21 protein-coding genes and 2 tRNA genes are annotated in these 24546 nt (G+C 46.0%); 20 read left to right on the forward strand and 3 right to left on the reverse strand.

All coding sequences use genetic code 11. The annotated features are described in order from the left end of the window. Window positions 1-102: 102 nt before the first annotated feature. The gene (locus C1A12_RS00535; protein ID WP_101841905.1) at window positions 103-918 is read right to left on the reverse strand and encodes a histidinol-phosphatase HisJ family protein; all 816 of its coding nucleotides are present in this window, start codon (window positions 916-918) and stop codon (window positions 103-105) included. A gap of 153 nt (window positions 919-1071) precedes the next feature. Here C1A12_RS00535 and C1A12_RS00540 point away from each other — a divergent pair, with 153 nt between their 5' ends. The 4 genes from C1A12_RS00540 to dnaB are packed head-to-tail and all read left to right on the forward strand — an operon-like array spanning window position 1072 to window position 5870. Next, complete coding sequence (locus C1A12_RS00540; RefSeq protein ID WP_101841906.1) at window positions 1072-2016, forward strand: YybS family protein; 945 nt, start codon at window positions 1072-1074, stop codon at window positions 2014-2016. Between the two features lie 35 nt (window positions 2017-2051). Beyond that, complete coding sequence (locus C1A12_RS00545; RefSeq protein ID WP_101841907.1) at window positions 2052-4025, forward strand: DHH family phosphoesterase; 1974 nt, start codon at window positions 2052-2054, stop codon at window positions 4023-4025. Continuing rightward, complete coding sequence (gene rplI / locus C1A12_RS00550; RefSeq protein WP_101841908.1) at window positions 4022-4468, forward strand: 50S ribosomal protein L9; 447 nt, start codon at window positions 4022-4024, stop codon at window positions 4466-4468. Before C1A12_RS00545 ends, rplI begins: the two co-directional genes overlap by 4 nt. 40 nt (window positions 4469-4508) lie before the next feature. After that, window positions 4509-5870 carry a replicative DNA helicase gene (gene dnaB / locus C1A12_RS00555; RefSeq protein ID WP_101841909.1) on the forward strand — a complete coding sequence of 454 codons (1362 nt, stop codon included), beginning with the start codon at window positions 4509-4511 and terminating at the stop codon, window positions 5868-5870. A 104-nt stretch (window positions 5871-5974) separates the two neighbouring features. Here dnaB and C1A12_RS00560 read toward each other — a convergent pair whose 3' ends face one another. Together C1A12_RS00560 and C1A12_RS00565 are read right to left on the reverse strand one after the other, a co-directional pair. Further along, window positions 5975-6841 (reverse strand): Cof-type HAD-IIB family hydrolase, encoded by an 867-nt coding sequence (locus tag C1A12_RS00560; protein WP_101843237.1) that lies wholly within the window; start codon window positions 6839-6841, stop codon window positions 5975-5977. A gap of 3 nt (window positions 6842-6844) precedes the next feature. Beyond that, the gene (locus C1A12_RS00565; RefSeq protein WP_101841910.1) at window positions 6845-7609 is read right to left on the reverse strand and encodes a DeoR/GlpR family DNA-binding transcription regulator; all 765 of its coding nucleotides are present in this window, start codon (window positions 7607-7609) and stop codon (window positions 6845-6847) included. A gap of 234 nt (window positions 7610-7843) precedes the next feature. Here C1A12_RS00565 and C1A12_RS00570 point away from each other — a divergent pair, with 234 nt between their 5' ends. From C1A12_RS00570 to asnB, 16 genes are all read left to right on the forward strand, one after another. Beyond that, window positions 7844-9133 (forward strand): adenylosuccinate synthase, encoded by a 1290-nt coding sequence (locus tag C1A12_RS00570; protein WP_101841911.1) that lies wholly within the window; start codon window positions 7844-7846, stop codon window positions 9131-9133. A 99-nt stretch (window positions 9134-9232) separates the two neighbouring features. Then, window positions 9233-9778: a TIGR00730 family Rossman fold protein gene (locus C1A12_RS00575; RefSeq protein ID WP_101841912.1), complete on the forward strand. Its 546-nt coding sequence runs from the start codon at window positions 9233-9235 to the stop codon at window positions 9776-9778. 72 nt (window positions 9779-9850) lie between these two features. Further along, window positions 9851-9927 (forward strand) — tRNA-Asp (locus tag C1A12_RS00580). A 79-nt stretch (window positions 9928-10006) separates the two neighbouring features. Next, window positions 10007-10079, forward strand: a tRNA-Phe gene (locus C1A12_RS00585). A 312-nt stretch (window positions 10080-10391) separates the two neighbouring features. Further along, complete coding sequence (locus tag C1A12_RS00590; protein ID WP_101841913.1) at window positions 10392-11792, forward strand: peptidoglycan DD-metalloendopeptidase family protein; 1401 nt, start codon at window positions 10392-10394, stop codon at window positions 11790-11792. Between the two features lie 118 nt (window positions 11793-11910). Continuing rightward, a complete protein-coding gene (yycF, locus tag C1A12_RS00595; protein ID WP_101841914.1) occupies window positions 11911-12615 on the forward strand; it encodes a response regulator YycF in 705 nt (234 codons plus the stop codon). 9 nt (window positions 12616-12624) lie between these two features. Further along, entirely contained in the window at window positions 12625-14460 is a 1836-nt protein-coding gene (gene walK, locus C1A12_RS00600) for a cell wall metabolism sensor histidine kinase WalK (RefSeq protein ID WP_101841915.1), read from the forward strand. Continuing rightward, window positions 14457-15803, forward strand: coding sequence for a YycH family regulatory protein (locus C1A12_RS00605; protein WP_101841916.1), 1347 nt, complete (start codon window positions 14457-14459; stop codon window positions 15801-15803). Before walK ends, C1A12_RS00605 begins: the two co-directional genes overlap by 4 nt. Next, complete coding sequence (locus C1A12_RS00610; protein ID WP_101841917.1) at window positions 15784-16686, forward strand: two-component system regulatory protein YycI; 903 nt, start codon at window positions 15784-15786, stop codon at window positions 16684-16686. Before C1A12_RS00605 ends, C1A12_RS00610 begins: the two co-directional genes overlap by 20 nt. A 21-nt stretch (window positions 16687-16707) precedes the next feature. Then, window positions 16708-17502 (forward strand): MBL fold metallo-hydrolase, encoded by a 795-nt coding sequence (locus tag C1A12_RS00615; RefSeq protein ID WP_101841918.1) that lies wholly within the window; start codon window positions 16708-16710, stop codon window positions 17500-17502. A gap of 73 nt (window positions 17503-17575) precedes the next feature. Then, window positions 17576-18796: a S1C family serine protease gene (locus C1A12_RS00620; RefSeq protein ID WP_101841919.1), complete on the forward strand. Its 1221-nt coding sequence runs from the start codon at window positions 17576-17578 to the stop codon at window positions 18794-18796. A gap of 616 nt (window positions 18797-19412) precedes the next feature. Beyond that, window positions 19413-20432, forward strand: coding sequence for a low-specificity L-threonine aldolase (gene ltaE, locus C1A12_RS00625; RefSeq protein ID WP_101841920.1), 1020 nt, complete (start codon window positions 19413-19415; stop codon window positions 20430-20432). A 120-nt stretch (window positions 20433-20552) separates the two neighbouring features. After that, the gene (locus tag C1A12_RS00630; protein ID WP_101841921.1) at window positions 20553-21005 is read left to right on the forward strand and encodes a hypothetical protein; all 453 of its coding nucleotides are present in this window, start codon (window positions 20553-20555) and stop codon (window positions 21003-21005) included. Between the two features lie 231 nt (window positions 21006-21236). Beyond that, window positions 21237-21773, forward strand: coding sequence for an RNA polymerase sigma factor (locus C1A12_RS00635; protein ID WP_101841922.1), 537 nt, complete (start codon window positions 21237-21239; stop codon window positions 21771-21773). Then, a complete protein-coding gene (locus C1A12_RS00640) occupies window positions 21766-22500 on the forward strand; it encodes a hypothetical protein (RefSeq protein WP_101841923.1) in 735 nt (244 codons plus the stop codon). Before C1A12_RS00635 ends, C1A12_RS00640 begins: the two co-directional genes overlap by 8 nt. A 75-nt stretch (window positions 22501-22575) precedes the next feature. After that, window positions 22576-24489: an asparagine synthase (glutamine-hydrolyzing) gene (gene asnB / locus C1A12_RS00645; protein WP_101841924.1), complete on the forward strand. Its 1914-nt coding sequence runs from the start codon at window positions 22576-22578 to the stop codon at window positions 24487-24489. Window positions 24490-24546: the final 57 nt, after the last annotated feature.

The following is a 24546-nucleotide window of genomic DNA, read 5'->3' on the forward strand; positions in this document are numbered from 1 at the left end:
GCAGAAAATCAGGAGATTCTCCACAAGCAGAAGGCTGTCGAGTGGATCTCGACAGCCTCTTAAGTATGGGGTGTGCTTTTCAGGACAAGCTTCCCGGGCCCATCAATCAATTTTCTCAACGCGGGCTTCGCGCTGCGTAAATACATGGACTTCATCGTAACCTACAGAGCGCGCGAAATCGATCGCATCTTCGTAGGCATAGCCAATATGGGCCGGCTTATGAGCATCGGAGCATAGCACAATGCCGATTCCTTTTTCCTTGCAAATGCGCAGGAATTCAGGGTCAGGATACATTTCGCCGACCGGCTTGCGTAATCCTGCTGTACTGATTTCGATGCATGTACCGCTTTTTGCCAGGGCCTCAGCAGCGCGTTCATACTGCTGAAGTAAAAATTCGCGGTCGTCGGGACGGTAGCCGAATACTTTAATCACATCAATGTGGCCGACGAAATCAAATAATCCGGATTCAGCAAGCGTTACCACCCGGTCAAAATATTGGCGGTACACTTCTTTCAGGTCACGTTTTTCATATTCTTCGCGGAAAATCGCAAGGTCAATGCCCCACTCATCAATCCAGTGGACCGACCCGATCACATAATCAAAGGGATGGGCTTCAATGAAAGCTTTCATTTCCTCCTCTTTGCCTGGCATGTAGTCCATTTCAATCCCCATTTTAATAGGAAGACCTGCTTCATTCGCTTCATCAAACATTTGCTGGTAGGTTTCAAAATCAAGGGTTCTGCGATTCTCAACCCACTCATTCGATAAAATGTCTCTCGTTTCCTGGAAGAAGTAGGCGTGCTCTGAGATCCCGAGCTCTTCGATGCCTTCCTCTTTCGCTTTTTCAATATAAGTGCGTAAGTAGTCGACGGATAGGTCGCCGGTTTCTGCCATATGAACATGATAATCTGTGCGCATGGTAGCCTCCTAGGTTCTAAGTGTTTCACCTATCATATCAAACTACCAGAATAGAAACAAAAGCTTGTGTCAATAAGAGGTTTGAGGAGAAGAAAGTGGGTTTTCTATGTTAGAATAGGGAAGTTAGCATAGAACATTGAGGAGCATGAAATCATGAATGATACAAGAAAAATTACAGAAGGGGCTTTAATGACGGGGTCTTACCTGCTATTATTGTTGATAATTCTATTTACACCGGGATTTATCGGGTCCTTCTTCCTATTTATTTTACCCGTTCCGTTTATTTTTTACAGCTACCGGCATGGGTGGAAGCCGGGACTGCTTATGCTTGCGGCAGCCATGGTTTTTTCATTTATTTTTGCGACGGTCTTTTCGCTGCCCGTAACCTTGCTTTCAGGGATCGGTGGTTTGTTTCTTGGGGGAGCGATGTTTAAGAAGAGGAGCGCTTATGAGACCCTTGCCGCTGGTTCGCTTGGTTTTATTATCGGTCTGGTGGCCGTCTATTTAATTTCTCAGTTATTCTTCGGGCTAAACTGGGCAGACGAGATCCGTACAGCGATCGGGGACGCTTTTTCCACGACGGAAGGATTAATGAACACGTTTGGAGGCAGTGAAGGAGCCGAGGAGCAGCTGACAGCCCTTCAAGAGCAGTTTACATCCCTTCCTGACTATCTGCCGAGTATCCTGGCTATCTTGGGGCTCGTTTACGCTTTCATCAGCCAGTGGCTCAGTTATAAAGTGATCAACCGTGTGGAAGGCAAAAAGTTTCATTTCCCGGCTTTCCGTAACTTTAACCTTCCTATCTCAGTATTATGGTATTATTTTTTTGCGTTAATTTTCACCTTTATCTTTAATGATAGTGATAACATCTGGCACTTAGCTGCGATTAACGTATTTACGCTTGCGGGGGCCTTTCTCGTCCTTCAGGGCTTTGCGTTTATTTTTTATTACACACACGTGAAAGAGAAGTCAAAGGCACTTCCGATACTGGCAATTGTTGGTTCGTTACTTTTCCCAACAATTCTGCTGTATCTTGTTCGAATCTTAGGTATAATTGATTTAGGATTCTCGCTTCGTGAACGATTGCAGAATAAATAAAGATCGCCCGTATTTGATGGCAGGAGTTGAATGACATGCCGAATTTTTTTAAACAACCGACCATGAGCGGCCATTTATGGATCATTTATACAATCTCTCTCATTCTTCTCGGGTTCATCTGGTATTACCAGTGGATGCTCGGGCTGATGATGACGCTGCTTCTGGCTGGTTCGATCTTTTACAGTGTTCGAACAGAACAAAACATGATTAATCAAACGGAAAATTATATATCGACTCTCTCTTACCGTGTGAAAAAGGTGGGGGAAGAGGCGCTTTTAGAAATGCCGATCGGAATTGTTCTCTACAGTGACGACTACAAAATCGAGTGGGCCAACCCGTATATGAATAAGTTCACAAATGAGGACACGATTGTTGGGGAGTCGTTGAACAATCTGTCGGAAGACCTCATTCCCTATATTAAAGAAGACCATGGGGAAGTATGGGTTGATATTGATGAGTACAAGCTGCAGACATTGGTAAAGCGGGATGAGCGGCTGCTGTACTTCTTTGATCGGACGAATCAGACTAAGATTCATAACTTGTATAAGAATGAGCAGACGGTGCTGTCGATCATTTTCTTAGATAACTATGAAGAAATTACCCAGGGCATGGACGATACAGCGAAAAGCCAGATTAACTCGCAGGTGACGTCCATTTTAAATAAGTGGGCAAGCGATTATGGGATTTACTTGAAACGGACGTCCCAGGAACGATTTATCGCCGTAATGAATCAGGAAATTCTGCAGCGGCTTGAACGGAATAAGTTTGAAATTCTTGATGAAGTTCGTGAATTAATTACCGATCAAAATGTGCCGTTAACTCTCAGTTATGGCATCGGTGTCGGTCCGGTACCTCTGCCTGAACTGGGCGAGCTTGCGCAGTCGAGTCTTGATTTAGCGTTAGGCCGCGGCGGGGATCAGGTCGCCATCAAGGATGATAGTGGAAAAGTCCGTTTCTACGGAGGAAAAACAAATCCGATGGAAAAACGTACGAGAGTCCGGGCCCGCGTGATTTCCCACGCGCTGAAGGAGCTTGTGCAAAACAGTGAGCGCGTGCTTATTATGGGGCATAAATCTCCTGACATGGATGCCGTTGGGGCGTCGATCGGGATTTTAAAAATCGCCCAGGCGAACCAAAAGGAAGGCAGTATCGTGCTCGATCCGGACGAAATCGATACAGGTGTTCAGCGGATGATTGAAGAGATCGAGAAAGACGATGAGTTGTGGTCGAATTTCATTACTCCTGAGGACGCGATGGAGCTTGTCACAAACGATACGCTGCTCGTTGTCGTCGATACACACAAACCTTCCCTGGTGATGGAGGAAAAACTGCTATCGAAAACAGAGCACGTCGTCGTCATTGACCACCACCGCCGGGCAGAAGAATTTATTTCTGATCCGACGCTTGTATACATGGAACCTTATGCTTCCTCTACGGCTGAACTTGTGACAGAACTGCTTGAGTACCAGCCTAAGAAGCTTAAGCTATCCATGCTTGAAGCGACCTCCCTGTTGTCAGGAATTATTGTGGATACGAAAGCATTTACGCTCCGTACAGGTTCGCGAACGTTTGATGCTGCTTCCTATCTCCGGTCAAAAGGCGCCGACACGGTGCTTGTTCAGAAGTTCATGAAGGAAGACCTTGATGTGTATGTCAGGCGCAGTCGGCTGATCGAAAAAGCCGACATCTACCGCGACGGCATTGCGATCTCAGCAGGCGAGTCTGGAGAATTGTATGGTCCTGTGGTCATTGCCCAGGCAGCGGATACACTGCTGACGATGACTGGGATTGTTTGTTCCTTCGTAATTTCTGAACGAAAAGACGGACGAATTGGCATCAGCGCCCGTTCCCTTGGGGATGTAAACGTACAGGTGATCATGGAGCGCATGAACGGCGGCGGTCACTTAACCAATGCTGCTACCCAGCTTGAAGATACAACGATTGAAGACGCGAGAGCTTTATTGCAAGATATAATTGATGAGTATTATGAAGGAGGAGACGAAGAATGAAAGTCATATTCACATCTGACGTTAAAGGAAAAGGAAAAAAAGGGGAAATCAAAAACGTCTCTGATGGTTATGCACGTAACTACCTTTTAAAAAATAATTTAGCTGTGGAGGCTACAAGCGGCAACATGAAAGCCCAGCAGGCAAAAGACGCAAAGAAAGAGCAGGAAGCGGAAGAAGTGAAAAAGGAAGCTGAACAGCTAAAAGAGAAGCTTGCCGATATGGAAGTGAAGCTTACAGCTAAATCCGGAGATAATGGAAGATTGTTCGGCTCTATTACGAGCAAACAGATCGCGGAAGAGCTTAAAAAATCCCATAATATAAAAATCGATAAACGCAAAATTGAACTGGACGATCCGATTCGTAACCTCGGTTATACGAACGTACCCGTTAAGCTTCACAACGATGTGACAGGAACGATTCGTGTCCACGTGGCCGAGAAATAAATGTTCGTTTTCGTTTCGCAGGTAGAGGAGGAAACAGCTTGTGAGTGAATTATGGAATGACCGTACACCGCCGCACAACATTGAAGCTGAGCAGGCGGTTCTTGGTGCGGTCTTTTTAGAGCCTGAAGCGATGTCTACGGCTGCGGAATATTTAATCCCGGAAGATTTTTACCGGGCGAGTCACCAGCGGATCTTTGAGGTAATGCTTACGCTCTCTGACCGCGGAGAGCCGATCGACCTGGTGACCGTGACAACGGCATTATCCAATAACAAAGTGTTGGAAGAAGTCGGCGGTGTGTCTTATTTAAGTGATATCGCCAATTCCGTCCCGACCGCTGCCAATATTTCGTATTACACAAAGATTGTCAGTGAGAAATCAACGCTGCGCGGCTTGATCCGGACGGCCACCAACATTGTGACAAGCGGATTCGCCGAGGAAGAGAATATTGAGGATGTCTTGAATTCCGCTGAGAAAGAAATACTCGAAGTTTCCCAGCGTAAAGATTCAGGAGCCTTTAAAAATATAAAAGATGTTCTAATCGATGTGTACGATAACATTGAAATGCTTCATAATAATGACGGCAGTACAACGGGCATTCCTACCGGGTATCGCGATCTGGACCACATTACGTCCGGGTTTCAGCGGAATGACTTAATCATTATCGCAGCCCGTCCTTCAATGGGTAAAACGGCGTTTGCCTTAAACATTGCGCAAAACGTTGCCGTGAACTCAGATGAAAACGTAGCGATTTTCAGTCTTGAGATGGGAGCTGACCAGCTCGTATCAAGGATGCTGTGTGCAGAAGGTAACATTGACGCGCAGCGGCTGCGTACGGGAGCCATGGAGGCAGAAGACTGGAACAAGCTGACGATGGCGATGGGAAGTTTATCGAATGCCGGGATTTATATCGATGATACCCCTGGCGTCCGCGTTAACGAAATCAGGTCTAAATGCCGTCGTCTCAAGCAGGAGCACGGGCTTGGAATGATTTTAATTGATTATTTGCAGTTGATTCAAGGAAGCGCTAATTCCAAGGAAAACCGACAGCAGGAAGTGTCGGAAATTTCCCGGTCGCTTAAAGGGTTAGCCCGGGAATTAAATGTGCCGCTTATTGCCTTATCCCAGCTTTCCCGTGGGGTGGAATCCAGGCAGGACAAGCGTCCGATGATGTCTGACCTTCGTGAATCCGGGTCGATCGAGCAGGATGCCGATATTGTCGGATTCTTGTACCGTGATGATTACTATGACCAGGAATCAGAGAACCAGAATATCATCGAAATTATTATATCAAAGCAGCGTAACGGCCCGGTCGGCAACGTTGAGCTTGCCTTTGTAAAAGAATACAACAAATTCGTCGACCTCGACCACCGCTACACCGATGCTGATATACCGCCGGCATAAAGGCAAATAAAAAGCCGTTCATCACAATTAACTGCGATGAACGGCTTCTTTTATATATTCATCACTTACCGTTACGCCTCCCGCTATCATGGAGTTACGCCGGCTCATGAATGAACGCTGTTTAACCAATGCGTAATCGCGTGGGCTACGCCATGCTCATCATTCGTTTTTGTAATAAAATCACATACTTCCAGTACAGCATCTCTTCCATTGCCCATCGCTGCTTTATGCCCTGCGACGCTTAACATCGATAAGTCGTTCGGACTGTCGCCGATCGCGGCCGTATCGCGTAAATCATAGCCCAGGTGCGTGGCGAGCTTTTCTAATGCGATTCCTTTTGAAGCATACTTGTGCTCAAGCTCAAAGTTATGCACACCAGAACTGACAAGGGTAAGGTGCGGGTAATTTTCAAAATGGCGCCAGCCTTGGTCGCGTTTTTCTTTTTCAAAAGTGAACGCAAGCACGTTATAAAGGGGAGCTCCAGATTCTATAATTTCCCGGTAAGACGGCACCTTTTTAAATCCGGTCTGACCGAATTGTTTTTTAAGCGCATGCTCAAGCTCCGCGATATTGGCATCCGGGTTCGCCGTACGGATCCGGTCAAGTTCAATATAAAGCAAATCACGGCCTTTTTCCGGCGTAAGAATCGCATCATCACTGAACACTTCATAATAATAGTCTTCGGCTTCAAGCCAGCTTAAGATCTCTTCGGCGTCCTTAGGCTGAATTGGTACAGAATCAAACAGTTCACCTTCCGGGGTATGGATGGTCGCCCCGTTCGCCCCGATCACCCACGTGGAGAGCCCCGTTTTTGAGAAAACTTCCCGAACGTCGAATTCGGCGCGTCCTGTGGCCACAACCACCTCTACGCCTTCGTTTTGAGCTTTTTTGATCGCTTCCAGGTTTTCTGCACTGATTTGACTTTCATTGTTTAACAGCGTGCCATCCAGGTCAATTGCAATCATCTTCATCATTTATTCCTCCTCTGTCACCAATAATTCCACTTGATTATTTTCTAAAAGCTGTTGAAACTCTTTGCTGGGCGTCTGATCGGTAATGAGGAGATCGATATCGGCCAGCTCGGCGTACTGGTAAAAATCTGTGACTCCGAGTTTTGTATGGTCGGCGAGCACCGTTACCTGCTGAGCCTGTTCGGTCATCTTCCGTTTGACCATCCCGTCTTCCTCGTGGGCACTCGTCAGTCCGTATTCGGAAATCCCGACGACCCCGATAAAGGCATGATCGACATAATATTTGGACAGCCGGTCAATCACTGACGTTCCAAAGAGGAAGCGGTGCTCTTTGTTCAGCTGCCCTCCTAATAAATGAATATCCACCTGCGTATTGGCAGAGAGCTGGTCAGCTAAATTGATCGAGTTCGTAATCACAGTGATGTCGATGTTATCCATTTGGGCCGCACATGACTGGACCGTCGTGGATGCGTCGAGAATAACTTTATCTCCGGTACGTAAAAGGGAAGCGGCTTTACGACCGATGGCCAGCTTCTCTTCAGAGACCGTCTGCAGGCGGTTAGAGTAGTCTTTGACCTCATTATGACTCGTAGGCAGGATCGCCCCGCCTCTCGTCCGCACAATCGCCTGCTGTTCCTCCAGCTTGACGAGATCTCTTCTTGCCGTATCGCGTGAGACATTAAATAGCTCGCAGATTTTATCCACTGAAATCCGCTTCGTCTGTTTAAGATAGCTCAGGATTTCAATCAGCCGTTCCTCTTGATACAAAACATCCACCGTCCTATGATTTAGTATATAAGTCATTTTAAGTAATTATGATAATAATATCAAGTATTTTAAGTTTTTTTAAGTATTTGTAAGTAATTACGAATTTGAGATAAATCGAACATTAAAATAATTTTAAATTAAAATGTTCGTGTTTTGCGTTGACGGATGGCTGTAAACTTGATAAACTGACGTTGGAATTAATGAAAAAGTAAATTTAACAGGCGGAGGTGCCTTATGTCTTCAGTAGTAGTCGTCGGAACCCAGTGGGGAGACGAAGGTAAAGGTAAAATAACAGATTTTCTATCACAAAATGCCGAAGTTGTGGCACGTTATCAAGGTGGAAACAACGCCGGCCATACGATTAAATTTGACGGAATTACGTATAAGCTCCATTTAATTCCATCAGGGATATTTTTTGACGATAAGGAATGCGTGCTTGGCAATGGCATGGTGATTGATCCGAAAGCCTTATTAGAAGAACTTCAATACTTACATGACAGAGGTGTGTCTACGGATAATCTGCGTATCAGCAACCGCGCCCACATTATCCTTCCATACCACTTGAAACTAGATGAACTGCAGGAAGAACAAAAAGGTGCAAATAAAATCGGGACAACGAAGAAAGGAATTGGTCCGGCTTATATGGACAAGGCAGCGCGTACCGGTATTCGTATCGCTGATCTGCTTGATAAAGACGAGTTCCGCGAGAAGCTTGAGCAGAACCTTGCCGATAAGAACCGTTTCTTTGAAAAAGTTTATGAAACGACACCATTTACAGTTGATGAAATTTTAGAAGAATATTACGAGTATGGACAGGAAATCGCGAAATATGTATGTGATACGTCCGTAGTGCTTAATGACAACCTTGATGAAGGACGCCGTGTGCTGTTTGAAGGAGCCCAGGGTGTAATGCTCGATATCGACCAGGGAACGTATCCATTCGTGACTTCCTCCAACCCGATCGCAGGCGGAGTAACGATTGGTTCCGGAGTCGGACCTTCGAAAATCAAGCATGTTGTTGGTGTATCTAAAGCCTATACTACACGTGTCGGTGACGGACCTTTCCCGACGGAATTAGAGGACGAAACCGGCGATCAAATCCGTGAAGTCGGTAACGAATATGGTACAACCACCGGACGTCCGCGCCGTGTCGGCTGGTTCGACAGTGTCGTTGTCCGCCATGCCCGCCGTGTCAGCGGGATTACGGATCTTTCCCTTAACTCCATTGATGTGCTGACAGGGATCCCGACGTTAAAAATTTGTACCGCCTACAAATACCGCGGAGAAGTTATGGAAGAATTCCCGGCTAGCCTGAAGATGCTGGCGGAATGTGAACCCGTGTACGAAGAGCTTCCTGGATGGGATGAAGACATCACTGGAGTCCGCTCCCTGCACGAACTTCCGGTAAACGCGAGAAACTACCTGGAGCGAGTATCTCAGTTAACAGGCATTCCGCTATCGATCTTTTCTGTCGGTCCAGACCGCGCACAGACAAACGTTGTCCGCAGCGTGTACAGCGAATAACTTTCATAGAAGGACACGTCTTCCTTATACTATAGGAAGGCGTGTTTTTTTGGTTACAGATGGACGAGGAGCGCTTCTGACCAAAGAGGAGGAGAACATATGAAGCGAATCAGTGTGTTTGCCGGGGCAAGTACGGGACATGACCCGGCATTTATCGAACAGACGAAAAAGCTGGGTAAAGCCTTTGCGGAAAAAAAGATTGAGCTCGTTTATGGAGGAGCAAAAAGCGGCCTTATGGGAGCCATGGCCGATGCGATTCTGGAACATGGAGGCAAGGTGACAGGCATCATGCCCACCGCCTTATTTGAAAAGGAAATCGTGCATCAAGGGGTGACGACCTTTATCGAAGTCGATACCATGCACCAGCGTAAAGAGAAAATGAGCCAGCTGGCTGACGGGTTTATTGCCCTGCCGGGAGGGTTCGGTACGTTGGAAGAATTATTTGAAACGATCACTTGGGCGCAGATCGGACTTCACGAAAAGCCCGTCGGTTTGTTTAACATTCAAGGCTATTATTCGCCGCTGCTGAACTTAATGGATCATGCGATCGAGGCGGGGTTTGTGTCTCCTGAGAACCGTACCATTCTATTAGAATCAGCCGATCCTCATAACCTGCTTTCTTTACTGGAAAACAAGGAAATTTAAAAATCTATTGCGTATTTAAAAAAAGGTATGGTATGATATTCTTCGTTGCAGTTAAGAAGAAATATCATACACGGTCCGGTAGTTCAGTTGGTTAGAATGCCTGCCTGTCACGCAGGAGGTCGCGGGTTCGAGTCCCGTCCGGACCGCCATTTCTACTTAATACAGCTTAATAGAATATGGTGGCTTGAAGTAATCGGCAGAGAAGCCCTTCCTTAAAAAACCTATTACGGCTCGGTAGCTCAGTCGGTAGAGCAACGGACTGAAAATCCGTGTGTCGGCGGTTCGATTCCGTCCCGAGCCACTCACAAAGAAGTGTCAGTGAACCTCACGTTCGCTGGCGCTTTTTTATTTTATAGCAGGTCAAAAAACTATGTAATCGTATCGCAAAAATACATGAATATTATTCCAATTTAAGGTGTAAAATTACACAAAAAGAGTAGATTATTAATTTGAACATGAGATTTTTGGAAGCAATATTATAAATACATTACATCCTTTAATAACGGTTCATTAGACTTTATTACTATGGTAAATTGATAAAGTGTCAATAAATACGAGAAAACTACACAATATACAGAAAAAGAGAGAGAAATTGTCATAGGGGGAAGTGGACGTGAAAGAGACGACGGGGCTTTGGAAGAAAGCTGCCGCCATCGCTTTGCTTGCTGTAAGTTTAAGTTTTGGGACGGTTTACGCCGAAGATAATCTAAAGACTGTATACCACGTATATGTAGGGGATAAACATATTGGTATCGTCGATGACAAAGAAACAGCCGAAGAAAAGGTTCAGCAAAACTTAGATGAAGAACAGGCGAAGCATGAGGAGTACGATGTGGAGCTTTTAGAAGATGTGTCATACGTACCGGAAAAGATTTTTTCTCCATCGCATGATTCTAAAGAAACGGTGCGCGAGCTTGAAGAATCCATAGAAGTGGGTGTATCTGCTGTCGAACTGACTGTAGACGACGAGACGGCAGCTTTTCTTCCAAGTGAACAAGAAGCTGAGGAAGCGGTGCGCAGTTATAAGGAACAGTATGTGGATGCTGAGGACCTGAAGGAAGCAGAAGCAAGAGACGAGAACGAAGAACCGGAGATTAAAGACAAGACCATTGTCGATGTCGAACTGTCGAAAGATGTGGAGCAGACAGAGAAAATTATTGAAGCATCGGATATGAACGATATCGAGGAAGCGGTAGAGATTCTGCAAAATGGTAAGAATAAAGAAAAGATTCATAAAGTAGAAGACGGTGAAGTTCTTGGAGAAATTGCTTCTCAGTATGATCTTTCTGAAGACAAGCTGCTGGAACTCAATGAAGAACTAGAGGAAGAAGAACCATTGCAGATCGATCAGGAGGTCACTGTAACCGATACGGAACCTTTAACTGAGGTGCTGATTAAAGAAGAGGGAATAAAAAAAGAGAAAATCCCTCATGAGACAGAAGTAGTCGAAACCGACGACTTACTTAAGGGTGAAAAAGAGACAAAACAAGAGGGTAAAGACGGCGAGAAAGAAGTACATTACTACAAAGATAAGAGAAATGATCGTACGACGGACGAAGGGACGATAGAAGAGAAAGAACTATCGGAACCGAAGAAAGAAATCGTATTAAAAGGCACAAAAGAAATTCCTTCTAAAGGCACCGGCGATTTTGAATGGCCGGCAGTAGGAGGAACCATTACGAGTAAGCAGGGTGAACGATGGGGCTCTCACCACAAAGGCATTGACATTGCAGGCGTTTCTGACCGGACGATTAAAGCCGCTGATAATGGCAAGGTCATCGAGGCTGAAAAGAGCGGAGCGTATGGCAACAAAGTAGTCGTCGATCACAATAACGGCTACGAAACGACTTATGCTCACCTGAAATCCATGGATGTTAAAGTAGGAGACACCGTGGAGAAAGGCTCCTCCCTCGGGGTGATGGGCACTACCGGACGTTCCACCGGTGTTCACTTACACTTTGAACTTCACAAAAATGGTTCTCTGGAAAACCCATTAGACCATGTTCAACAATAATACGCTAGGCCGCTATGATAAGAATCGTAGCGGCTTTTTTGCTGGAGTAAGACATTTTTCATGAAATAAGTTAAAATGAGGGAAAGAATAGAAGTTGACAAAAAGGAAGTGACTGAAAATGGCACAGAAAATTTTAGTAGTAGATGATGAGAAGCCAATTGCAGATATATTGAAATTTAATTTAGAGAAGGAAGGCTACGAGGTGGTGTGCGCCTACGATGGCGATGAAGCGATCCGTAAAGCCGATGAAGAAAAGCCGGAATTGATTTTGCTGGATATTATGCTTCCGAGCAAAGATGGAAACGAAGTATGCCGTGAAGTGCGTAAAAATCATGCGATGCCGATTATTATGCTCACGGCAAAGGATGCGGAAATCGACAAAGTTCTCGGCCTTGAAATGGGAGCCGATGACTACGTAACGAAACCATTCAGCAACCGTGAACTAATTGCCCGCGTTAAAGCTAATCTGCGCAGGCAGCAGCAGGAGCCTGAAGACCAGGGGCAGCAGACGAAGGACATTACCATTGGACGCTTAGCTATTCATCCTGATGCCTATACGGTGACGCGAGACGGCTCATATATTGAACTGACACATCGTGAATTTGAGCTGCTGCATTATTTAGCCCGTCATATCGGACAAGTCATGACCCGTGAGCATTTGCTGGAAACGGTATGGGGCTATGACTATTACGGTGATGTGCGTACGGTGGATGTAACTGTTCGCCGTCTGCGTGAGAAAATTGAGGAGAATCCAAGTAACCCGGCGTGGATCGTAACACGAAGAGGGGTTGGGTATTATTTAAGAAATCCAGAGCAGGAGTAGTGTTCGTGTATGAAGAAGGTAGGTTTCTTTCAGTCGGTTCGGCTGAAGCTGACAATTGTTTATATACTTCTTCTTCTGCTTGGGATTCAAGTCATCGGATCCTACTTTGGCGGAGAGCTGACAGAGCGGTTAGAGCAGAACTTCAACGATTCGATTGACGGAAGGCTGAGGTCTTTAGCCTACAGCGTCCAGAATTCGTATGAGACTGACCGCAGTGACTCGGATTCTTCTTTAGAATCCGACGTCCAGGTGTTAATCAATGAGTTTAATGAAAATGACATTCAAAAGGTGATGGTTGTCGACTACTCCAACAGGCGGGTCATTGCTACATATGACCGGGACTTGTCCGAATCGGATGTCGGGAAAAAAGCCAACAACCCGATGATCACGAGTGCCCTTCTTTATAAAAATTCCGACTGGGAAATGAAAGTCGATCCCGCTACGGAAAATCGCCTCAGAGTAGGAGCCAGGCCGGTAGAGAGCAGTGATGGAGAAGAAGTCCATGCTGCTATTTACTATGAAGCCGATATGAGTTCAGTGTATAACCAGCTTCAGCAAATCAATAACATTTTTGCCCGCGGAACGGTGTTAGCCATCACGGTAGCGGCGCTTCTTGGCATCTTAGTGGCCCGTACGATTACGAAGCCGTTATCTGAGATGAGAAGACAGGCTCAGATTATGGCGACAGGAGACTTTTCCCAGAAGGTAAGTGTTCATGGAAACGATGAAATCGGCCAGCTCGGGATTACGTTTAACGATTTGAACGATAAGCTTAAGCAGTCTCAGGCCACAACCGAAGGGGAACGGCGGAAACTGAGTTCGGTGCTTTCCAACATGTCGGACGGCGTTATAGCAACTGATCGATCAGGAGCCATTACGCTTATGAATGCTCCTGCTTCAAAGCTGATCGGGCAGAGCTTTGAAGAAGTACAGGGGCAGTCGCTCGTCGATATCCTTGATCTTACCGATCAGGTGAACGAGATCAACGATGTGGAAACGATCGGTTCGATCATTGTCGATTTAAGCAACGAAGACCAGCAGCTTCTGTTAAAAGCCAACTTCTCCGTTGTCCAGGATGAGAACGACGAAATGGACGGCTTCATCACCGTGATTAGTGATGTAACAGAACAGGAAAAAATCGAACAGGAACGCAGAGAGTTTGTTTCCAACGTGTCACACGAACTGCGGACGCCGCTTACTACGATGCGCAGCTATTTGGAAGCTTTAACCGACGGAGCCTGGGAAGATAAAGAAATCGCCCCGCGTTTCCTCGATGTGACACAGAACGAAACTGACCGGATGATTCGTCTTGTCAATGATCTGCTGCAGCTTTCGAAGATGGACCGCAAAGACACCGGGCTGTTTAAAGAAAAAGTCGAATTTATAGAGTATTTCAGTCATATTATTGATCGATTTGAAATGAATCGTGACGAAAAAAATACATTCAGGCGGGAGTTATCGAACGAGAACCTTTTCGTATGGATTGATAAAGATAAAGTGACACAGGTTCTCGACAATATTATTTCCAACGCGATTAAATATTCCCCAGAAGGCGGAACCATCACCTTTAAAGCGGAAACGCTGAAGAAGCAGCTGCTCGTCAGCGTCAGTGATCAGGGGATGGGAATGCCGGCAGACACAGTTGACAAGATTTTTGATCGATTTTACCGAGTCGATAAAGCCCGCTCCCGGGAAATGGGCGGTACGGGGCTTGGACTGGCTATTGCCCGGGAAATAATTGAATCCCACCATGGTCAAATATGGGCGAACAGTCAAGAAGGGAAAGGTACGACCGTATTCTTTACTCTTCCGCTCATTAACCAGAAGCGGAGGAAGCGCAAATGAATGTAGAAACACTTAAATCCATCATACTTGTGATCCTAATAGGATTCAGCCTGCTGCTTACTGTCGCATTATGGAACTTCCAGCCGGAATATGAAAATTTAGAAAAAGAAGAAGGCTTAATTGAGGAGACGACTATTGGCGGGGAAGAACAGGATGTTTCGTCCCTCGTTCGCCCCAGTCAGTTTGTCTTTCATCAGTCCGGGGATTATTATGATTTTGAAGATGCAGAAGATATTGAATTAACGTATAGCAGTATGAAGAATTGGACGATCAGAAATTTCAGAAGTACGGAAAGCCAGGATCCTCCGACCGGGGAGGAGGCAATGGTAGAAGTGATTTTTCCAGCGGAGGTGCCGGCTCAGGCCATTCCTGACATTTTTACCTTTGATGACTCCGAAATGGAGCCTCCCTCCGGACAGTTTAATCGGATCTTTATTACATTGAATACAGAAGGGAATAATGCAGAACTGTTGTTTACTTCAGATCAAGCCGGCTCGACATCCTTTAGAGCTTCGATCGGAAGCAGTGATGCGGCTGAGCTTAGTAATATGATGAATGATGACGACCTGCTTCGTGAAAACATTATGTTTGATGGAGATGAAGAAAAACGTATTTTTATCCCTAAAGAAAGAGTGGAACTGCCGGAAGACCAGATAGATTCTACAGAAATCGGGCTGCTTCCGTTAACGAATGAATTATTTGGAGAATCTCCCGTCGTAAGAGAACACTCCTCTTCCACTTCAGATCAGAGACTTACAGATTATAGTAACCGACTTGAAGTCCTGGGAGATGGGAACCGCCTGGAATTTACAAAGCTGAACAGCAGCTCAGCATCAGGGGTGCAGACAGCATTGAGCTCGTTTGATTTATTAAATAACAGCATGGATTTCGTGAATACTCATGAAGGATGGACGGATACTTTCCATTTAACATCCTTAAATCCATCCACTTCTATGGCTCAATTTCATATGTATTTTAACGATCTTCCTCTGTTGGAGAGCTCTGATGATCTTCACAAGATAGAAGTAGAATACGATGGGGAAGAATTAGCGAGATATATGCGGCCTTTACGTGATTTCGACACGTCATTTCCTCCAACAGGATCAACGCAGGAGCTTCCTTCAGGTGAATCAGTTGCTTCTTACCTCATGGAGTCCAGGCAGTATAATATGAACTTAATTGAGGATATCCAGATCGGCTATACTCTTGAGCCGCAGGATGCTTATGAGGTGTACAAGCTGGTACCGGCCTGGTTCGTTTTAGAAAACGGCAGCTGGAAGGAAATTTCGGATGTATCCCCGGCTGAAGAGGGAGGGGTAAGCAATGCAATGGGGTCAAATTAAAACCTTGTTTATTTTGAGTTTTCTCGTTCTTGATTTGTTTCTGCTGCAGCAGTTTTTAACAAAGCAGGAGGATGCGTCTATCGGTACGATCGATGAAGGGTCGATGTTTGAAGAGAGTCCGGCAGAGGATAATGTATCTATATCAGATGATGTCCCTCAGGAAGCGCCCGAAGTCGATTTCCTTATTGCTTCCCTTAGTGAATTCTCCCAAAGCCAGTTAGACCGAATTGGCGAGTTGGAAGGGCAGCGGGCAGAGGTTTATGGAAGCGAGCTTCTTGTCTCTACCTTTGAGGAACCGGTCAGCCTTGGCCAAAGCGAAGAGTCTATTAACGAAGCTGTAAGTGAGCACGTACCGTTCAGTGATCAGTATTCGTACTGGGGCTGGAATGAGTCAGAGGACCGGCTTTTGTTTTTCCAAACGACAGATTCACGAACCGTTTATTTTAATCCAGCCGGAGTGCTTATGATTGAAGTGGAAGACGGCCGGATGACTGGTTATCAAATGTCCCAGCTGCGGGAAGACGAAGATGAAAATAGTGATCAGCGGGAGTTGCTGGATCCTCGTGATGTGATTGATATCCTGTATGAAGAGCGGGAAATCTCTTCAGGTGATGAAATCACAAATATGAAAGTCGGCTATCACTCGGCAGCAGGATTTGAACCCACTCAAGTGTTTGCGCCGATCTGGAAAGTAACCGTGAATGATGAGGAAGATTTATTCCTTAATGCAGTGACCGGGGAAGGACAGCTGCTTGACTTAGAAGAAGAAGATTTTATTGGGGATACATCAGAGTATTTCCAGGAGCTGATTTCTGACAATCAGCAGGATATTTTCTCAAATGAAGAAGAGGTTGGAGAGGAAGAAAATAACTCTGATGAATAGAAAAACATGGAGTGTCATACAATGACGTTACAATTTAGCGTGCTTGCCTCCGGAAGTACAGGCAACGCCTTTTATATTGAATCAGGAGAGGAAAAAATATTAGTCGACGCCGGACTCAGCGGCAAGAAAATTGAGGGGCTGTTTGATCAGATCAACGTTGATCCTCATGAGTTGTCCCGTGTTCTTGTGACGCACGAGCACAGCGATCATATTAAAGGGCTCGGTATTATGGCCCGCCGCTATAACCTGCCGATCTACGCCAACGAAAAAACATGGCAGGCGATGGAAGGGCAGCTCGGCAAGCTTTCTGTTGATCAGAAGTTTCATTTTAATATGGAAGAAACGAAAGACTTTGGCGGCATTGACGTACAGTCCTTTGCCGTATCGCATGACGCTGCAGAGCCGATGTTCTATACGTTTCATAAGGACGGCAGAAAAATCTCTCTCGTCACCGATCTAGGCTACGTGTCTGAACGAATTAAAAAAACGGTCGAAGGGTCGGACGCGCTCATTTTTGAATCGAATCATGATGTAAGCATGCTGCGAATGGGCCGTTATCCGTGGAACGTTAAACGACGGATCTTAGGAGATTCCGGCCACGTGTCGAATGAAGATTGCGCGCTCGCGCTTTGTGATATTATGGATGACCAGACGAAACGGGTCTACCTCGCCCACCTGAGTAAGGATAATAATATGAAGGATTTAGCCCGCATGTCAGTAGAGGATGTGTTAAAAGAACGCGGATTTGAAATAGGTACACGGATTGAAGTGCACGATACAGACCCTGCGGAAGCGACACCTCTGTATAAAGTATAAAAAGGTTTTAAAAAACAGGGTTACGGTAACAATAAAATAAATAAGATGTGGAAAGAAAGGAAAGGTGATAGCCGTGGGCTACTACGACGATCATTCACCAGCCACACAGCAGCAGAAAAAGAGCCGCAGATTTATGATGCCTACACTGATCGGCATCGTCCTCGGTGCGGTTCTTATTTTGCTGGCGTTACCTGCGCTGGTTCAAACCAATTTGCTCCCTTACAGCATTACAACGCCAAACGAAGAGAATGAAGCAACAGATAATGAAGGAACCGGGATCAGCAGTGAGAAGGTAGAAGTCGATGTGAATACACAGATTACCGAAGTCGTGGAAGAGGTTACCCCTTCTGTCGTCGGAGTGGTCAACCTTCAATCTCAGTCCAACTTCTGGGATGAACAAAACGGCTCAGAAGAAGAAGCAGGCGTTGGCTCTGGAGTGATTTATAAGAAGGAAGGCGGAGAAGCCTACGTAGTCACCAACAACCACGTCATTAACGGGGCCAGTGAAATAGAAGTGGTTCTCTCAGATGAAACAAGGGTACCGGCTGAATTAATCGGAGGCGACGTATTCTCGGATTTAGCTGTATTAAAAATGTCCGATGAACACGTAACGAAGGTAGCGGATATTGGATCTTCGGAAAACTTAAAAGTCGGCGAACCGGCCATTGCGATCGGAAATCCCCTGGGTCTGCAGTTTGCCGGGTCTGTGACTAAAGGAATTATCAGCGGCAAACAGCGAGCGATCCCGCAGGACTTTAACAATGACGGTCAGGAAGACTGGCAGGCCGAAGTTATTCAAACAGACGCTGCGATTAACCCTGGAAACAGCGGAGGAGCCTTAATTAATGTGGAAGGCCAGCTGATCGGAATTAACTCAATGAAAGTCGCCCAGTCTTCCGTAGAAGGAATCGGTTTTGCTATTCCAATTGATTCTGCCCTGCCGTTAATAGAAGAATTAGAGCAGGACGGCCAAGTGAGCCGTGCATTTATCGGAATAGAGGCCTACGGATTAAATGAAGTCCCTACCTCAGAATGGGAGAATACGTTAAACCTTCCGGATGATGTAGAAGGCGGGTTATATATTCGAAGCGTGTCACAAATGTCACCAGCCTCCAAAGCAGGGCTGGAGCAGCTCGATGTGATTACCGAGCTTGACGGCGAACCTGTAGAGGATATCATTGATCTGCGTAAGTATTTATATGAAGAAAAAGATCCAGGCGAGGAACTAGAGGTTACCTATTATCGAGATGGTGAGCCTAACCAAACGACACTCACCCTGGATACGCAGGAATAAAGAAGAATGGTCACACCCGGGCTGTCGAGAAATTAAATCTCGACAGCTTTTTTACTTTCGTCGTCTTAATTATACGGAATAAATGCCCTTATATGAGTCAAGCTCGTGGTCTCCCAAGCCCTACAGCCAGCTGCTTGGCGGAACCTGGAGTAGAGTCTTACACAAACGGCATGTGCTTCTCTATAAGTAAACGTTATTTAGTTATCCCAAAGTAAATTTTCATTATCCACACCATGTGCATATTGATCTGGACAGGGTACATATATGGTAGCGAACATACATACGAAATACCATATACATGATCTCTTTTGTGTATATGTGGATAGTTTTGTGGATAATGTGTTTATACGATGGGATAACTTGTGAATAGCTCGAAATCAGAAAGTTCTGTGCATAAGTCTGTGGATAATTGTGGGTAACTCATTTCGTTAGTTGAGTTACCCACATATTCACAAAGATATCCACGGTACACCTGACTTTATTAAACATTTCTCGACATTATTCAACTTTCTTCACAAATCAATACTAACGACTCCCGAGACTGAGTTATCCACAGCAAAAAAGTTGTCCACGTTCCTCATGTTTCGTAAAATGAAGCTATTGAGGAGGAATACATATGATAGATTTACGAAGCGATACCGTCACAAGACCCACTCCCGGGATGCGGCAGGCCGCCTTTGAGGTAGAGGTCGGGGATGACGTATATGGCGAAGATCCAAGTGTCCTAAAGCTGGAAGAAACGGCGGCACGGCTGCTTGGTAAAGAAGCAGCGCTATTTGTCACCAGTGGTACACAAGGCAACCAAATTGCAGCATTAACGCACTGTCAGCCTGGAGACGAAGTTCTGCTGGAAGCTAATGCTCACCTTTTTCTCTATGAAGGAGCTTCGATGAGCGCTTTAGCGGGTGTCCAGCCTCGCACGATCGAAGGCGACCGCGGGGCGATGGATCCTAATAAAGTGCGTGCGGCTGTACGCCCTGACGATATTCATTTTCCAGAAACAGGTTTGATTTGTGTGGAGAACACACATAATAAGGCGGGAGGGGCGGTTGTATCGCTTGGCAATATGCAGGCGATCTATGAAGTGGCCCGGGAAAATGGGATTCCCGTTCACCTGGACGGAGCGCGTTTGTTTAATGCTGTGACAGCATCCGGCGTATCGGCCAAGCAATACGCATCGCAGGCCGATACGGTTCAATTCTGTTTATCTAAAGGATTAGGAGCTCCTGTCGGTTCGATCATTACCGGCTCTGCTTCATTTATTGCCCGCGCACGCAAATGGCGCAAGCGCCTCGGAGGCGGACTTCGCCAGGTCGGTGTGATCGCAGAACCAGGCTATATCGCTCTGACGCAAATGGTAGACAGACTTGCCGATGATCATGACAATGCCCGTCTGCTGGCAGATTCAGTCAACCAAATTGCCGGGCTGAGGGTCGAGTGTCCTGTAGAGACCAACATCGTGCTCGTTAATGTCGAGGGAGCCGGCATGACCGCAGAGCAGTTCCTCGACGAGCTGAAAAAAGAAGGCATACTCGCTGTGCCGTTCGGAACGCATACGGTCCGGTTCGTCACCCATTTTGATGTCAGCCGTGAGGATATTAAAGAAGCGATTGATCACATGAGGAAGATTATATAGAAGATCGAATCTCGGCAGTCTCCGTATACTTTTTTATTAAATTAGAGAGTTCTGCCCATGATTGGCGAATTTTTAGCTATAATAAGAGAAAAGGCTTTTGACCGTGAGGAGGTCTGTATCATGAAATCGAAAAGATGGTTAATCATCGCAGCCACTCTATTACTTATCAGTATCGGGATAAACATCTATCAATACCAGTCGCATCAGGCGGTTCTGACCGAGGCAAAATCAACAGATCTGACAGCCATCCGCGGTGTCATGACGGAACTCGCTGTGCGCATCGGCGATGAGGATGCATCAGAATCCGAGATTGAGGCGCTGGCTTTTTCATTAAACCGCCTGACGTCCGACCTCTCTTCATCGGTCTCTTTATACCCGGGCAGCACGGCTGATTACGAGTTTTACCAAAAAACCGCCCGCACATTGATGACTTTTGTAAACAATCATGAAGTCACAGAGATGAGCATTCAGAAGCGTGATGTGATTTTTCAAACGATTATGAGCGGTGTCGGCTCCAAAGATGCAGACTTCATAGAACAGCAGTTAACAGAACTGTCACAAGACGTTGAATAGGATGGGAAACAGTAAGGATATCATATTGACATTAAATGACAAGCATCTATAATTGATTATAACGGCCGATACAAACGACTTGTATCGGCTATTTTGTGGAAAAGGATGGATAAATTATACTTCTAAAGTAAATTTTAAAATAACTTTTCTAAAAAATTATAATGAATGAAAACTTTTTCCCATGTTCGCAGGTATATAAAGTGAGAGTGCTTTAAAAGGTGGAGTTAAGCTATGGGGACGGACGTCGAACGGAAACTGATTCAGAAGGTGAAAAAAGGGAATCAAAAGGCTTTTAAGAAGCTGTATGATCTCTATTCAGGCTACGCTCTGCGAACCGCTTTTGCGATCGCAAAAAGTGAAGCCGACGCCGCTGATATTGTTCAGGAAACGTTCATCCGCGTATACCGCAGCATTGACTCCTATGATGCAACGAAGCCCTTTAAACCATGGTTCTACCGCATTCTCATGAATGAAACCCACCGCCTTCTAAAAAAACGGTCGGACCCACGAAGCGTGATTATCGATGTAGAGACAGATGAAGCTCTGCACCCGGCGTCTTCCATTCAAGGAGAGTACGAGGACTTACAGGAAGCACTCGACCAACTTGACCATCATCATAAAACCGTATTGGTCCTGAAGTATTTGCACGGTTTTTCGGAAAAAGAGATCGCAGCGATTCTCGACGAAAACCAAAATACGATCAAATCCAGGCTTTTTAAAGGAAGAAAAAAGCTTAAACAGGTTTTAGGAGCGATCGAACATGAATAAGGAAAAAGTAAGCATGGAAGAGTTTCTAAAAAAGAAGACCGACGATGCTGAAGAGTTGAAGGAAGCAACGTGGGCCGGCATAGAGAAGGAATTATTCCCGAAGCCGAACAAGCAGTTTCTTTGGGTGAAAGCCGCCAGTTTCGTTGCGGCCATTTTCATTCTCGGTCTGTCTTTAACGACCCATAAAGGGCAGGCGCTGATTCAAAACATTTGGGATTTGTTTGAAGAAGAGAAGACCGTTCAATTCGAGCTTGAGGGCCAGCGTGAGATTAATTACGCCAAGCTCAATGCGAATCAAGAGCTGGATTACGTCATTTATGTGGATGAATCACGTTACAGACTGGAAGAAGGCGAGGAAAGCGACCGGATTGTTCCTGAAATGGAGCTGGGGCCGCAGTATCCCGAAGTCTCTATGGAGATTGAGCCGGTGACAGGTTCTACAGCAGATCAGGAGGTCGAACGCATCAGGCAGTCACTGACAGACAGGGACTTTCGCATCATAAAAGATTCCGAAATTGTGAAACCTGTGGACGGCTCAATCGTTATAGCAAGTGAGGCAGAAGCAGGTGAACAGCAGTGGGACTCCGTGATGGAGAAGTATTACGTCACGGAAAGCGACAATCAAGCCTTATTTGTCATTAAACAGAAGTACTTTCTTGAAGCGGAAGAAGGGCATGGGGTTCGATTTGACACCATGCTGGAAAGCTTCGAAATTGTAGATGAATAAAGGAATCCCGTTAGAAAAAGATAAAGGGATTCCGCATGTTTTAGGAAATACTATTAAAAAGGGGATATCTATTAAATGTGTGGATTTATAGGTATTTTACACAACAAAGGTCAATCTGACAACGAAGATTTTGTAAAAGCGTTTGAAGCAAGCAATGAACTGATTAAGCACCGCGGGCCGGATGACGAAGGTTATTATCACGATGATCACATTTCCTTAGGATTCCGCCGGTTAAGCATTATCGATATTGAAAGCGGACACCAGCCATTTCATTTTGAGAACGAGCGCTACTGGATGGTCTTTAACGGTGAAATTTACAACTATGTCGAGCTTCGCAAGCAATTAATCGAAAAAGGATATACCTTTGAAACCGAATCAGACACGGAAGTCATCGCCGTCCTCTTTCAGGACAAACAAGTGGAGGCGTTTAACGACCTGCGCGGCATGTTCAGCATCTTAATCTGGGATAAGCAGGAGAAATCCCTGTACGGCGCACGCGACCCATTCGGCATCAAACCGCTCTATTACAGCGATGCGGACGGCATGCTGAGCTTTGCTTCGGAGAAAAAAAGCCTGGCCAAAAAGGGCGATGAAGTCTCCACGCTTGCGCTGCAGCACTATTTAAGCTACCAATTTGTACCCGAGCCACTGACAATGACAGACGGCGTACATAAAGTAGAACCCGGGCACTACTTTGTGAAAAAAGCGGATCAGCCGCTTGAGATGGAGCGCTATTTCCATGCCACATTCAAGCCCGTGATCACAGAAGAGAAACGCCAGATCAAACAGATTCAAGATGTGATGTTTGACTCGGTCGGCGTGCACATGCGCAGTGACGTACCCGTCGGCTCCTTTTTATCCGGCGGCATTGACTCCTCACTGATCGTATCGATTGCCAAGCAGTATAACCCGAATATAAAAACGTTCTCCGTCGGATTTGCCCGCGAAGGCTATTCTGAAGTAGACGTTGCCCAGGAAACCTCAAACGCGCTGAACGTAGAGAATCATTCCTACTTAATTACAGCCGAAGAATACGTAGAGAAGCTGCCGAAAATCATGTGGCACATGGATGATCCACTCGCCGATCCATCCTGTGTACCGCTTTATTTCGTCGCCCGTGAAGCCCGTAAAGACGTCACAGTTGTCCTCTCAGGGGAAGGCGCCGATGAATTATTCGGCGGCTACAACATTTACCGTGAACCGGAATCCCTAAAAGCGTTCCAGTCCATGCCGGAAATGCTGAAAAAAGCATTGAACAAAGTCGCGAATGTACTGCCTGAAGGCGTAAGAGGAAAAAGCCTGCTTGAACGAGGCACCACTCCGCTGAAGGACCGCTACATCGGCAACGCGAAAATGTTTGAAGAAACCGAAAAAGAACGCCTGCTGACACAGTATGCGAAGGAACATCCATACCAAACCGTCACCAGGAGCCTGTATCAGAACGCTGGTGAATATGAAGCTACGCACCAAATGCAGTACGTGGACATCCACACGTGGCTGCGCGGCGACATTCTGTTGAAAGCCGATAAAATGACGATGGCCAACTCGCTTGAGCTGCGCGTCCCATTTTTAGACAAAGAAGTATTCAACGTCGCCCGCGAGCTCGACGTCAGCCGCACGATTGCTGACGGAACAACCAAATCAATCCTGCGAAAAGCCGCCCGCGGCATCGTCCCGGATCACGTGCTCGACCGCAAGAAGCTCGGCTTCCCGGTCCCTATGCGCTACTGGCTCCGCAACGAGCTTTACGACTGGGCGAAAGGCCTGATTGAAGCAAGCGCCACCGACCATCTTGTTAGAAAAGACGTCGTCCGCGACCTGCTTGAAGCCCACGTACAGCAAAAAGGCGACTATTCCCGTAAGATCTGGACCGTGCTCATGTTCATGCTGTGGCACCAGATCTACATCGAAGGCGTCTACTCCTTTGATGAGCTTCGCAAAGAGGACGAAACCGAAAGTAAAGTCCTCGAACAGATGCAGCTCGTTTAATTTGGTCAGCACCAGGGTCTGTGGCTGATTTATTGAAAAAATCGCCAATATAAACAG

Source organism: Halobacillus sp. Marseille-P3879 (genome assembly GCF_900240285.1).
In the GTDB taxonomy this organism is placed as follows: Bacteria; Bacillota; Bacilli; order Bacillales; family Halobacillaceae; genus Halobacillus_A.

Coding starts and splice junctions, on each gene's coding strand:
- yycF (WP_101841914.1), top strand. CDS start 11,911: ATGGCACAGAAAATTTTAGTAGTAGATGATGAGAAGCCAATTGCAGAT.
- C1A12_RS00635 (WP_101841922.1), top strand. CDS start 21,237: ATGGGGACGGACGTCGAACGGAAACTGATTCAGAAGGTGAAAAAAGGG.
- walK (WP_101841915.1), top strand. CDS start 12,625: ATGAAGAAGGTAGGTTTCTTTCAGTCGGTTCGGCTGAAGCTGACAATT.
- C1A12_RS00605 (WP_101841916.1), top strand. CDS start 14,457: ATGAATGTAGAAACACTTAAATCCATCATACTTGTGATCCTAATAGGA.
- C1A12_RS00540 (WP_101841906.1), top strand. CDS start 1,072: ATGAATGATACAAGAAAAATTACAGAAGGGGCTTTAATGACGGGGTCT.
- C1A12_RS00560 (WP_101843237.1), bottom strand. CDS start 6,841: ATGAAGATGATTGCAATTGACCTGGATGGCACGCTGTTAAACAATGAA.
- C1A12_RS00535 (WP_101841905.1), bottom strand. CDS start 918: ATGCGCACAGATTATCATGTTCATATGGCAGAAACCGGCGACCTATCC.
- C1A12_RS00615 (WP_101841918.1), top strand. CDS start 16,708: ATGACGTTACAATTTAGCGTGCTTGCCTCCGGAAGTACAGGCAACGCC.
- C1A12_RS00570 (WP_101841911.1), top strand. CDS start 7,844: ATGTCTTCAGTAGTAGTCGTCGGAACCCAGTGGGGAGACGAAGGTAAA.
- rplI (WP_101841908.1), top strand. CDS start 4,022: ATGAAAGTCATATTCACATCTGACGTTAAAGGAAAAGGAAAAAAAGGG.
- ltaE (WP_101841920.1), top strand. CDS start 19,413: ATGATAGATTTACGAAGCGATACCGTCACAAGACCCACTCCCGGGATG.
- asnB (WP_101841924.1), top strand. CDS start 22,576: ATGTGTGGATTTATAGGTATTTTACACAACAAAGGTCAATCTGACAAC.
- C1A12_RS00640 (WP_101841923.1), top strand. CDS start 21,766: ATGAATAAGGAAAAAGTAAGCATGGAAGAGTTTCTAAAAAAGAAGACC.
- C1A12_RS00630 (WP_101841921.1), top strand. CDS start 20,553: ATGAAATCGAAAAGATGGTTAATCATCGCAGCCACTCTATTACTTATC.
- C1A12_RS00610 (WP_101841917.1), top strand. CDS start 15,784: ATGCAATGGGGTCAAATTAAAACCTTGTTTATTTTGAGTTTTCTCGTT.
- C1A12_RS00545 (WP_101841907.1), top strand. CDS start 2,052: ATGCCGAATTTTTTTAAACAACCGACCATGAGCGGCCATTTATGGATC.
- C1A12_RS00575 (WP_101841912.1), top strand. CDS start 9,233: ATGAAGCGAATCAGTGTGTTTGCCGGGGCAAGTACGGGACATGACCCG.